We start from the raw sequence: 11,708 nt of genomic DNA on the forward strand, positions 1-11,708 counted from the left end.
CGTTCGCACCCCCCGGAGCCGCCCCCCGGGAACCCGTCCGAACCCGTCTCCAGCCGCCCGAGGCCGGCCACACCCGACCGAGGCCGGCCGCGGGCTGACCGGCGGGCGGACCCCGCTGTCCTACCCGACCGCTACGGTGGCGTCATGGCCACCCGCAAGCCCGCCCCGAAGGACCGTCCCTCCTACCGCTGTACCGAGTGCGGCTGGACCACGGTGAAATGGCTAGGCCGGTGCGGCGAGTGCCAGGCGTGGGGGACGGTCGAGCAGCACGGCGGCATGTCGGCCGTACGGACCACCGCGCCGGGGCGGGTCAGCTCGCCCGCACGGCCGATCGCGCAGGTGGACGGGCGGCAGGCGACCGCGCGCTCGACCGGGGTGCCGGAGCTGGACAGGGTGCTGGGCGGCGGCCTGGTGCCGGGGGCGGTGGCGCTGCTCGCGGGCGAGCCGGGGGTCGGCAAGTCCACGCTCCTGCTGGACGTGGCGGCGAAGGCGTCGAGCGCGGAGCACCCGGTACTGTACGTCACGGGTGAGGAGTCGGCCTCGCAGGTGCGGCTGCGCGCGGACCGTATCGGCGCGCTCGCCGACCACCTCTATCTGGCGGCCGAGACGGACCTGTCGACGGTGCTCGGGCACCTGGACGACGTGAAGCCGTCGCTGCTGGTGCTGGACTCGGTGCAGACGGTGGCCTCGCCGGAGATCGACGGCGCCCCGGGCGGCATGGCGCAGATCCGCGAGGTCGCGGGCGCGCTGATCAGGGCGTCCAAGGAGCGCGGGATGGCCACCCTGCTGGTCGGCCATGTCACCAAGGACGGGACGATCGCCGGGCCGCGGCTGCTGGAGCACCTGGTCGACGTGGTGCTGAGCTTCGAGGGCGACCGGCACGCGCGGCTGCGGCTGATCCGCGGGGTGAAGAACCGCTACGGCGCCACCGACGAGGTCGGCTGCTTCGAGCTGCACGACGAGGGGATCACGGGCCTGGCCGACCCGTCGGGCCTGTTCCTGACCCGGCGTGACGAGCCGGTGCCGGGCACGTGCCTGACGGTGACGCTCGAAGGCAAGCGGCCGCTGGTCGCGGAGGTGCAGGCGCTGACCGTGGACACCCAGATCCCCTCGCCTCGGCGTACGACGTCCGGCCTGGAGAATTCCCGGGTCTCGATGATGCTGGCCGTGCTGGAGCAGCGCGGCCGGATCAAGGCGATCGGCAAGCAGGACATCTACACGGCGACCGTCGGCGGGGTGCGGCTCACCGAGCCGGCCGCCGACCTGGCGGTGGCGCTGGCGCTGGCCAGCGCGGCGATCGACACCCCGCTGCCGAAGAATCTGGTGGCGATCGGCGAGGTGGGGCTGGCCGGCGAGGTGCGCCGGGTCACCGGTGTGCAGCGCCGCCTGTCGGAGGCGGCCCGGCTCGGCTTCACCCACGCGCTGGTGCCGACCGACCCCGGCAAGGTGCCCGCGGGGATGCGGGTGATCGAGGTCGCGGACATCGGTGACGCCCTGCGCGCGCTGCCGTCGAGGGCCTCCCGGGGGTAGCCGGCGGCAGGGGGCGCAGGCCGGTGATCGGCGGCCCGCGGCGCGGACGACGTAAACTCACTCCAAACCGCACCGACCGGAGGAACGCAGTGGCAGCCAACGACCGGGCAGGCGCCGCCCCGGCCCGCAAGGCAGCGGCGGACTCCGCCAGCAGGTCCGGCACCGGCCAGGACGGCGGGCTGATGCGCGCGTCGCTGAGCGCCGTCGCGCCCGGCACGGCCCTGCGCGACGGCCTGGAGCGCATTCTGCGCGGCAATACGGGCGGCTTGATCGTGCTGGGCATGGACAAGACGGTGGAGTCGCTGTGCTCCGGCGGCTTCGTCCTCGACGTGGAATTCACCGCGACCCGGCTGCGTGAGCTGTGCAAGCTGGACGGTGCGCTGATCCTGGACAAGGACATGACCAAGATCATGCGGGCCGGGGTGCAGTTGGTGCCCGACCCGACGATCCCCACCGAGGAGACCGGCACCCGGCACCGCACCGCGGACCGGGTCAGCAAGCAGGTCAACTTCCCCGTGGTCTCGGTCAGTCAGTCGATGCGGCTGATCGCGCTGTACGTGGACGGTCAGCGCCGGGTGCTGGAGGACTCGGCGGCGATCCTGTCCCGGGCCAACCAGGCGCTGGCCACCCTTGAGCGGTACAAACTGCGGCTGGACGAGGTGGCGGGCACCCTGTCGGCGCTGGAGATCGAGGACCTGGTCACGGTCCGCGATGTCACGGCGGTGGCGCAGCGGTTGGAGATGGTCCGCCGGATCGCCACCGAAATCGCCGAGTACGTCGTGGAGTTGGGTACCGACGGGCGGCTGCTGTCGCTCCAGCTGGACGAGCTGATCGCGGGCGTGGAGCCGGAACGCGAGCTGGTGGCCCGGGACTACGTACCGGAGCCGACCGCAAAGCGCAGCCGTACGGTCGGCGAGGCGATGGCCGAGCTGGACGCGCTGCCACAGAGCGAGCTGATCGAACTGACCACGGTGGCGCGGGCGTTGGGCTACACCGGCTCCCCCGAGTCGCTTGACTCGGCCGTGTCGCCGCGGGGTTACCGCCTGCTGGCGAAGGTGCCGCGGCTGCCGAACACGGTGATCGAGCGGCTGGTCGAGCACTTCGGCGGGCTGCAGAAGCTGCTCGCCGCCAGCGTGGACGACCTCCAGGCGGTCGACGGTGTCGGCGAGGCCCGCGCCCGCTCGGTCCGCGAGGGCCTGTCGCGTCTCGCGGAGTCCTCGATCCTCGAACGGTACGTGTAGGCGCACCGCCCGACGCCGGTCCCGCGGCCAGTCCCGCAAGGGCGGCAGCCCGCCCTCTGCCCTGCCGCGGGTCCCGCGGAGGCAGTCCCCGCCGCCGGCCCCCGCCCTCAGTCCTGCGACAGCACGAACGGCACGCTCTTGGCGCCGTAGCCCGGCAGTTGGGCCTGCGCCAGGTAGTTGCCCGGCGCGGCCTGCGCGCCCTTGGGGGCGGCGCACCGCGGGGAGCTGGTCTTGGCGCTCCAGCGCAGCGTGTAGGCGGTGGTGCCGTGCGCGGGCACCTGGAGCAGATACGCCGACGCGTTGGCCGGGCAGTCGTCGGACGCCCACACATGGCTGCTGTCGGGGGTCTTGGTGACGGTGAAGACCGCGCTGCGGGGGCCGAAGTCCAGCTTGCAGGTGACGGCGCCGGAGTTGGTGGCGCGCAGTTGGAAGACCGGGGTCTCGCCGGGCGCATAGGCGTTCTTCGCGCTGGCCAGGGACAGCGAGACCGTGCCGGGTGAGCAGGTGGGCAGCGTCGAGCCGGCCGGGACCTGGTCGTCGGCCGAGCCCGTACCCGCGCTCGCGGCGCCGCCGGCGGTCGTGGTGCCGCCCGCGCCGGCGCCCGCGGACGTACCCGCCGAGGTGCCACCGGTCGTACCGGCGGTGTCGCCGCCGGACGCGCCGGCCGCGGCGCCGGCCGAGCCGCCGTCGGAAGTGCCGTCGCCCGTACCGCCGTTGGAGTCCGTGCCGCCGTTCGCGGGGTCGGTGTCCCGACCGCCGGGGCGCCCGCTGATGTGGGTGCCGCTGGGCACGGGTCCCGCGGTGATGGTCGCCGCCGGGCTGTGCGAACCGGTGGGCGAGGAGGAGCCCTTGCCGTCGCTCCCACCGCCGCCGCCCGATGTCACCGCCCAGATCGCCAGCACGGCGATCAGCGCCACGACGGCGAACATCACTGTCCGCCGCCGCCAGTAGATGGTCGACGGGAGAGGTCCGACGGGATTGCGCAACGAGCCCACACCCGAACTCTAGGGGAGATCACCCGTGTGCCGCCGCAACACCCGCCGCTCGGTGGCCCGTCTTTGCCGATGATCACCTTTACGTCGGCAACCGGTCGCTGTCAGTGGCGTGTGCGAGGATCGCGAGGCGATGAGCACAGACCTCCACCACACCCCCGAGTCCGCGACCGCCACCGACCCGGCCTCCGCCGGCACCCCGCGTGCGGCCGCGCTGCACGACCTGGTCATCGACTGGTTCGGCGATCACGCCCGCGACCTGCCGTGGCGCCGCCCGGACGCGGGCGCCTGGTCGGTCATGGTCAGCGAGTTCATGCTCCAGCAGACCCCGGTGGTCCGGGTGCTGCCGGTGCACGAGCAGTGGCTGGCCCGCTGGCCGCGCCCCGCCGACCTGGCCACCGAGTCACCGGGCGAGGCGGTCAGAGCCTGGGGCAGGCTCGGCTATCCGCGCCGGGCCCTGCGGCTGCATGCCGCGGCCGGCGCGATAGCGCAGCGGCACGGCGGCGAAGTGCCGCGCGAGCACGCGGAATTGCTGGCGCTGCCCGGGGTCGGTGAATATACGGCGGCGGCGGTCGCGTCGTTCGCGTACGGGCGGCGGCACATCGTGCTCGACACGAATGTGCGGCGGGTCTTCGCCCGGGTCGTGACCGGCACGGCGCACCCGCCCAATGCGACGACGGCCGCCGAGCGCCGTACGGCGGCGGGCCTGCTGCCCGCCGACGAGGCGACGGCGGCGCGCTGGGCGGCGGCCACCATGGAGTTGGGCGCACTGGTGTGCACCGCCCGCTCCCCCCAGTGCGGGCAGTGCCCGGTGGCGGCGCTGTGCGCCTGGCGGCTCGCCGGTTCGCCCCCGCACGACGGGCCGCCGCGCCGCGGGCAGTCGTACGCCGGGACCGACCGGCAGGTACGCGGCAGGCTGCTCGCCGTCCTGCGCGCCTCACGGGGGCCCGTACCGCAGGCCGCGCTCGACGCGGTGTGGCACGAGCCGGTGCAGCGGGCCAGGGCACTGGACGGCCTGGTCGAGGACGGCCTGGTCGAACCCCTCGCCAACGGCGTCTACCGCCTCCCGGTCTGACCCCGCCCGCCGCCGACCGCCACCTTCCGCCGACCCGCCCGCGCGGCACCTCCCGCCGGGCGGGCCGCACCGCCAACCCCCTTGGCAGGGCACACAAGCCGCCCATTTATCAGCTACTTCACCCCCTTTGCCCGATTCGCTCGGCTGCCGTTACACAACCGATGGGTTGCTGTGCGTCCGCTGTGCTCTCGTGGTGGCGGAAGCCTGACATCCGGTCCGTAATTTCGAGGGACGCCGGGGGGAAACCTCCGGCTGCGACACGGCGAAACGCCCGGTCGCAGCGGTTTTCTGGGCGGATCGGGGCGGAGAGACATGGCGGCGAGCGGCACGGTATTGGAGTTCGAGGAGTACGTCAGGAGCCGGCAGGACGCCCTGCTGCGCAGCGCCCGCCGCCTCGTACCGGACCCGATCGACGCCCAGGACCTCGTACAGACCGCGCTGGTGCGCACCTACCCCCGCTGGGACGGCATCGCCGACAAGACGCTGGCGGACGCGTACATGCGCCGGGTGATGATCAACACCAGAACCGAGTGGTGGCGCAACCGCAAACTCGACGAGGTGCCGGTCTGCGACCTGCCCGAGCCCAGCGTCGACGACGGCGCCGAGCAGCGCGCCGACCGGGAGATGCTGCGGGACGTGCTGGCCGTGCTGTCCCCCAAGCAGCGGCAGGTCGTCGTGCTGCGCCACTACGGCCAGCTGACGACCGAGGAAACCGCGCAGGCGCTGGGCATGTCCACCGGTACGGTGAAGAGCACGCTGCACCGGGCGCTCGCCCGGCTGCGCCATGAACTGGAACACGGCAGTTACGGCTACACGCGACCGGAGGCGATGTGCGCCGCCTAAGACCCGGAACCGCCGCGATGGGCGCGCTGACCTGCGCGTGCGTCGTGGTGACGGGCTGCGGTACGACCGGAACCGGCGTCCGCAGGGAGGGTCCCGCGCCCTCCCCCACCGTGAAGCGGCCGTCCACCGCCATGGCGCCGGCCATCGCCCGCGATCCGCAGGCGCTGGCCACCATGGTCCGCCGGGACAGCAGCGTCAGCCAGGATGTGCGCGAGGACCTGACACCGTGCGCGGGCAACACCTATCCGATGGCCACCGACACCGGCGACCTCACCGAGGGTGACGGCCCCGACCTGGTGGTCAACGTCACGACCTGCGGAGACGGCCTCGGCGTGGCCGCGTACGTCTACCGTATGGTGAACGGCAAATACCAGAACGTCTTCGCCGACGAGCGCCCGCCGGTGTACGGCAGCGTCGAGGACGGGCAGCTGCAGATCATCCACGAGGTGTACAAGGTGGACGACCCGGTGACGTTTCCGACCGGGCAGGAGTCGGTGCTGTACGCGTGGCGCGGCGGCCGGTTCGTCCAGGTCTCCCGCAGCTACGCCGGCTTCGACGCGCCCACGCCGACCGTGCGGCCCGAGCCGACGTCCACGGATCCGGCGCCGCGGCCCGACTCCGACCCGCTCGACCCGGACCTGCCCGGCGCCTCGGCCTCGCCGTCGGCGGCCGGGCCGGCCGCCGGGCGGCGGTAGTCCATGGCCGCCACCCATGTCCTCTTCGTCGAGGACGACGACGTCATCCGCGAGGCCACCACGCTCTCCCTGGAGCGCGACGGCTTCCAGGTCACCGCCGCGCCCGACGGCCTGACCGGACTCGACGCCTTCCGCGCCCAGCGGCCCGACCTCGCGCTGCTCGACGTGATGGTGCCGGGTCTTGACGGGGTCAGCCTGTGCCGGCGGATCAGGGACGAGTCGACCGTCCCGGTCATCATGGTCTCGGCCCGCGCCGACGCCATCGACATCGTGCTCGGCCTGGAGGCCGGCGCCGACGACTATGTGACCAAGCCCTTCGACGGCGCCGTGCTGGTCGCCCGGATCCGGGCGGTGCTGCGCCGCTTCCGCGCCAGCGCCGCCGACGACCCGCAGGACGCCGGCGCGCTGCTGTCCTTCGGCGACATCGCGATCGACCCGGAGGGCATGGAGGTCACCCGGGCCGGCGAACGCCTCGCGCTGACCCCCACCGAGATGCGGCTGCTGCTGGAATTCGCCGCCACCCCCGGCACCGTGCTGTCCCGCGACCGGCTGCTGACCCGGGTGTGGGACTACGAATGGGGCGGCGACACCCGGGTGGTGGACGTGCACGTCCAGCGGCTGCGGGCCAAGGTCGGCCAGGACCGTATCGAGACCGTACGCGGCTTCGGCTACAAGCTGCGGGCCTGACCAGCGATGGCCCCGCGTTTCCCTCCCACCCTCACGCTGCGCTGGAAGCTCAGTGCCGCCATCGCCGCGGTGTCCGCGCTGGTCGTCGTCGTCCTGAGCCTGGTCGTGCACAACGCGGCCCGGGTCAGCATGATCAACAGTGCCAGGGACGTCCAGGACGAGCGGGTGCAGTCCGCGCTGCGGATCTACGAGACCAACGGCCGGCTGGTCTTCTACGCCACCCTCAACGACCCCGCCCTGCCGCCCGAGTTGAAGGCGTACGCCGCCAAGGGCCAGCGCGCCACCTTCGTCCAGCAGACCCGCTCGGGCCTGGTCGTCTGGGCCGAGACGCCGGCGGGCACCGGGAAGGTGCTGTCGCTCAAGACCGGCTTCACCGACCGCTATTCGGTGCTGGTCGACCTCGACAGGACCCTGGTGCTCGGCTCGGTCACCGTCGTGCTCGGCGGTACGGCCATCGGCGTGTTCGTCGGCGGGCGCATGTCGCGGCGGCTGCGGAAGGCGGCGACCGCCGCGCGCAAGGTCGCCGACGGCGACACGCAGGTCCGGGTGCGCGAGGCCATCGGCGGCCGGGGCCGCGACGAGACCGACGAGCTGGCCAGGGCCGTCGACGCGATGGCCGACGCGCTGCAACTGCGTCTTGAGGCCGAGCGGCGGGTCACCGCTGACATCGCGCACGAACTGCGCACTCCGGTGACCGGCCTGGTCACCGCCGCCGAGCTGCTCCCGCCCGGCCGCCCCTCGGAGCTGGTACGCGACCGGGTGCACGCGCTGCGCACCCTGGTCGAGGACGTCCTGGAGGTCGCCCGCCTGGACGGCGCCGCGGAACAGGCCGACCTCCAGGAGGTGGCCCTCGCGGAATTCGTCCGCCGCCGGGTGCCGGTGCTCGCCCCGCAGGCCACCATCACCGTCGCCGAGGACGCCGTCGTCCAGACCGACCCGCGCCGCCTCGAACGCGTCCTGGGCAATCTGCTGGCCAATGCCGCCCGGCACGGCGGCGCCCCCATCGACGTCCTGGTCGACGGCCCCTTCCTGCGGGTGCGCGACCACGGCCCCGGCTTCCCCCCCGACATGCTCCGCGAGGGGCCGAGCCGCTTCCGTACCGGCTCCACCGACCGCTCCGGCGGCGGCCACGGACTCGGCCTGACCATCGCCACCGGCCAGGCCCGCGTCCTCGGCGCCCGCCTCACCTTCCGCAACGCGCCCCTGACGGACGGCGGCGGCGCGGTGGCGCAGTTGCTGCTGCCGCGCTGAGCGTCACCGCCTGGACCGGGGGCGGGCCGGAGCAGTGCGCCGGCCCGGATCCCGGCCCGGGCTCCCGCTCGGGTCCCGGCTCAGGCCCCCGCCCTGGGCTCGGCTCACCCCTCCCCCGGCACGTCCAGGACGGCCTTGCCCAGGACGCGGCGGGACAGCAGGGCCTCGACCGCTTCCGGGGCGCGGTGCCAGGGGCCGCGCCAGCCGATCCGCGGGGTCAGGGCGCCGGCTTCGAGCAGCCGGACGAGCCGGCCGAGGTCGGGGCCGAAGGTGGGGCCGTAGACGGGGTTGCCGACCATGAAGACCTCCAGGCGTTTGCGGCCGCCCTTGCGGCGCTCCTCCTCGAAGTCGAAGGTGGTCGGTTCGAGGGAGGCCTTGCCGACGCTCTGGAGGACGCCGCCGTCCTCCAGCAGCCCGAAGGCCTCGGCGAGCTGCGGGCCGCCGACGTTGTCGAGGACGCCGAAGACCGGGGCGCCGACCTGGCCCGGGCCGATGACGACCTCGGCGGCGCCCAGTTCGCGCAGCCCTTCCCCGCGGGCCCGGCTGCCGACCGAGGCGATGACGTGGGCGCCGGCCAGGGCGGCGAGCTGCACGGCGAACCGCCCGACGCCCCCGGATGCGCCGGTGACCAGGACGCGGCGGCCGAGGACCGGGCCGAGGTCGCGTACGGCACGCAGCGCGGAGACGCCGGCGGCCGGCAGGGTGCTCGCCGTACCGAGGTCGACGGAGTCGGGCACGACGGCCAGGTGCCCGGTGTCGGCCGCACGCCGCTCGGCCCAGCCGCCGGCCGCCCAGCCGAAGGACACCACCCGGGCGCCGGGCGGCGGCCCGGACCCGTCGGCGGCCGGCTCCAGCACGACGCCTGCCGCGTCCAGGCCCATGACGGTGCCGGCCGGGGTGCGGTCGGCCGCGTAGGCGGCCTCGGCGAAGTTCAGCGACACCGCGTGCACCTCGATCAGGGCCTGCCCGGCCACCGGGACCGGCTCGGGGACCTCGCCCAGCCGGAGGCCGGACGGTGCCGCGGGGTCGTGGATCAGTGCGCGCATGGCGTTCCTTCGCGAGGGGCGTTCAGTGCGGGAGGGCGGCGTGCTGTTCGAGGTGGGCGGCCACCGCCGCCGGGTCCTCCAGCGGCAGCGGGTAGACGATCAGCCGGTCGGTGCCGAGGTCGGCGTAGCGCCGGGCGTTGTCCGCGTCGACCGGCGACATCTGCATGAAGCTGATCTCCAGCGGGCCGAGCCACCCCGGCCGTTCCACCTCGGCGGCGGCCCTGCGCAGCCCGTCGAGGTGCGCGGCCAGGTCGGCGGGGCCCGCCCCGTTGCCGAGCCAGCCGTGGCCGCGGGCGACGGCCCGCCGGAAGGCCGCGGGGCTGTGCCCGCCGACCACGATCCGCGGACCGCCGGGACCCATTGGCCGCGGGTGGGCGTCGACGTGCGCGAAGGACACGTAACGCCCCTGGTAGGAGGGCGCGGGCTCGTTCCACAGCGCACGCATCGCGTCGATGTACTCGTCGGTGCGCCGGCCGCGCTCGGCGTACGGCACGCCCACGGCGGTCATCTCGGGTTCGAGGTATCCGGCGGCGACGCCGAGCAGCAGCCGGCCGCCGCTGAGCACGTCCAGGCTGGCGGCCTGCTTGGCGAGGACCAGCGGATTGCGCTGCGGCAGGATGACGATGCCGGTGCCCAGCTCCAGCCGTTCGGTGACCGCGGCCACGTAGGCCAGGTGCACCAGCGGGTCGAGGATCGGGTCGGTCGGCTCCATCGGCGCGTCGGGGGTACGCGGGCTGGGCAGCACGACATGCTCGCCCGCCCACCACGACCGGTAGCCCAACTCCTCGGCCAGCCGGGCCATTCGTACCGTCTCGGCCGGTCCCAGCGTGGCCTTGGCGTTCAGTCCGTTGACGCCCAGTTCCATCGGCAACCACCTCCACCGATCATCCTGGGTCGGCACCGCGGCCCTGTCCAAGAGCTGCTGTCATAGCCTTCCGCTATGGATGTCCACGTCCGGGATCTGCGGTATTTCGTGGCGGTCGCGGAGGAGTTGAGCTTCACGCGGGCCGCGGCCGAGCGGCTGTCCATCGCGCAGCCGACGCTGAGCCGGCAGATCCGGCAGCTGGAGGCGTCGCTGCGGACACCGCTGTTCGTACGCGACCGGCGCGCGGTCGCGCTGACCGCCGCGGGACGGGAGCTGCTGCCGTACGCCCGCGGGCTGATCGAGCAGTGGGAGGCCGCGCAGGGTGCCGTGGCCGGCGCGGCGGCGGCGCACGGCACGACGCTGACCGTCGGCTTCCAGACCACCATCGGGCGCGGCCTCATCCCCGGCGTGACGGCGGCGATGGAGCGGCGGCTGCCCGGCTGGCGGCTGCGCTTCCGGCAGATCGGCTGGGCCGACCCGACGGCGGGCCTGGCGGGCGGCGAGGTCGATGTCGCCATCGCGTGGCTGCCGGTGCCGGGGGCCGGCCTGTCGGCGCAGGTGATCGCCACGGAGCAGCGCTGGGTGGCGCTGCCGGCCGGCCACCGGCTGGCCGGCCGGCCCAGCGTGCCGTTCGCGGAACTCGCCGACGAGCCGTTCGTCGCCCTGCCCGCGTCAGCGGGTCCGCTGCGTGCCTTCTGGCTGGGCGAGGACCGGCGCACCACCCCGGCCACGGTCGCGGCGACCGCGGAAACCGCCGACGAGGCCTTCGAGGCGGTCGCCTCCGGTCTGGCGGTGGTCCTCCTCTCGGCCGGCAACGCCGAGATCTACCACCGCGACAACGTCATCTGCCGCCCGGTCCCCGACCTCCCCCCGAGCGAACTCGCCGTCCTGTGGCGCACCCCCGACCACCGCGACGCCGTCCGCGTCTTCACGGAGGCGTGCTGCCGCTGCTGCGCGGCACCGTGACGTCACCAGGGGGCGGCCGATGCCGCGCCCTTGCCAACGGCCGGGTGCGTCGAGCGGCAGTGGCGCTCGGCATGTGCGGCCCGCCGGCCGGCCTGGCGTTCGCCACCGGCCGGGCGACGGCACCAGCCCAGGGCTACTCCGGTGACCGACCGGGCTCCGTCACGGAGGAAACCGCGCCGTTCCACATCGGTGTCGCCCGCCTCTCGTGTGTACGGCTCATACGGTTGCGCCGGGACGACAGGTGCCGGCACGCCCGTCGGGACCGCCGTCAGTATCGCCGTCGAGGGGGAGCGGGCCTACGTGCGGACGTACAGCGCCGCCTGGAAGGTCAGGCGGCTGCGGAACGACCCGCGGGTCGAGATCGCGCCGTCCACCGTGAAGGGGAAGCCGACCGGGCCGGCCGTCCGGGCGCGGGCGGTGCTGCTCACGGGTGAGGACGCCGCGCGGGCCGGGCGGGCGCTCGCGCGGAAGTATCCGTTCCTGCACGGCTTCCTCGTCCCCTTCATGCACCGCAGGA

11 protein-coding genes and 1 pseudogene are annotated in these 11,708 nt (G+C 74.2%); 9 read left to right on the plus strand and 3 right to left on the minus strand.

Annotation, left to right across the window (positions count from 1 at the left end; genetic code table 11):
• Positions 1–144: 144 nt before the first annotated feature.
• Both radA and disA read left to right on the plus strand, forming a co-directional pair.
• The gene (gene radA / locus V7E46_RS02890; protein ID WP_333766914.1) at positions 145–1,530 is read left to right on the plus strand and encodes a DNA repair protein RadA; all 1,386 of its coding nucleotides are present in this window, start codon (positions 145–147) and stop codon (positions 1,528–1,530) included.
• An 89-nt stretch (positions 1,531–1,619) separates the two neighbouring features.
• Positions 1,620–2,771 carry a DNA integrity scanning diadenylate cyclase DisA gene (disA, locus tag V7E46_RS02895; protein ID WP_443053962.1) on the plus strand — a complete coding sequence of 384 codons (1,152 nt, stop codon included), beginning with the start codon at positions 1,620–1,622 and terminating at the stop codon, positions 2,769–2,771.
• Positions 2,772–2,878: 107 nt separating this feature from the next.
• On the opposite strand, the gene V7E46_RS02900 is transcribed toward disA, so the two are convergent.
• Positions 2,879–3,766 carry a hypothetical protein gene (locus V7E46_RS02900; protein WP_333766915.1) on the minus strand — a complete coding sequence of 296 codons (888 nt, stop codon included), beginning with the start codon at positions 3,764–3,766 and terminating at the stop codon, positions 2,879–2,881.
• A gap of 130 nt (positions 3,767–3,896) precedes the next feature.
• Here V7E46_RS02900 and V7E46_RS02905 point away from each other — a divergent pair, with 130 nt between their 5' ends.
• From V7E46_RS02905 to V7E46_RS02925, 5 genes are all read left to right on the plus strand, one after another.
• A complete protein-coding gene (locus V7E46_RS02905; RefSeq protein ID WP_333766916.1) occupies positions 3,897–4,838 on the plus strand; it encodes an A/G-specific adenine glycosylase in 942 nt (313 codons plus the stop codon).
• A 312-nt stretch (positions 4,839–5,150) separates the two neighbouring features.
• Positions 5,151–5,681 (plus strand): SigE family RNA polymerase sigma factor, encoded by a 531-nt coding sequence (locus tag V7E46_RS02910; RefSeq protein ID WP_329175899.1) that lies wholly within the window; start codon positions 5,151–5,153, stop codon positions 5,679–5,681.
• A 17-nt stretch (positions 5,682–5,698) separates the two neighbouring features.
• Positions 5,699–6,376, plus strand: coding sequence for a hypothetical protein (locus tag V7E46_RS02915; RefSeq protein ID WP_333766917.1), 678 nt, complete (start codon positions 5,699–5,701; stop codon positions 6,374–6,376).
• Positions 6,377–6,379: 3 nt separating this feature from the next.
• Entirely contained in the window at positions 6,380–7,063 is a 684-nt protein-coding gene (gene cseB / locus V7E46_RS02920) for a two-component system response regulator CseB (RefSeq protein ID WP_333766918.1), read from the plus strand.
• Between the two features lie 6 nt (positions 7,064–7,069).
• A complete protein-coding gene (locus V7E46_RS02925; RefSeq protein ID WP_329175903.1) occupies positions 7,070–8,314 on the plus strand; it encodes a HAMP domain-containing sensor histidine kinase in 1,245 nt (414 codons plus the stop codon).
• A gap of 104 nt (positions 8,315–8,418) precedes the next feature.
• On the opposite strand, the gene V7E46_RS02930 is transcribed toward V7E46_RS02925, so the two are convergent.
• Together V7E46_RS02930 and V7E46_RS02935 are read right to left on the minus strand one after the other, a co-directional pair.
• A complete protein-coding gene (locus V7E46_RS02930; protein WP_333766919.1) occupies positions 8,419–9,360 on the minus strand; it encodes a zinc-binding dehydrogenase in 942 nt (313 codons plus the stop codon).
• 22 nt (positions 9,361–9,382) lie between these two features.
• On the minus strand, positions 9,383–10,225 hold the full coding sequence (locus tag V7E46_RS02935; protein WP_333766920.1) for an LLM class F420-dependent oxidoreductase: 843 nt from the start codon (positions 10,223–10,225) through the stop codon (positions 9,383–9,385).
• 75 nt (positions 10,226–10,300) lie between these two features.
• On the opposite strand from V7E46_RS02935, the gene V7E46_RS02940 reads away from it, so the two are divergent.
• A complete protein-coding gene (locus V7E46_RS02940) occupies positions 10,301–11,191 on the plus strand; it encodes a LysR family transcriptional regulator (protein ID WP_333766921.1) in 891 nt (296 codons plus the stop codon).
• A gap of 300 nt (positions 11,192–11,491) precedes the next feature.
• Positions 11,492–11,659, plus strand: a pseudogene (locus tag V7E46_RS02945) (PPOX class F420-dependent oxidoreductase); the annotation flags it as partial.
• Between the last annotated feature and the right edge of the window lie 49 nt (positions 11,660–11,708).

Origin of the sequence: Streptomyces sp. IBSBF 2435 (genome assembly GCF_036815005.1) — a bacterium.
In the GTDB taxonomy this organism is placed as follows: domain Bacteria; phylum Actinomycetota; class Actinomycetes; order Streptomycetales; family Streptomycetaceae; genus Actinacidiphila.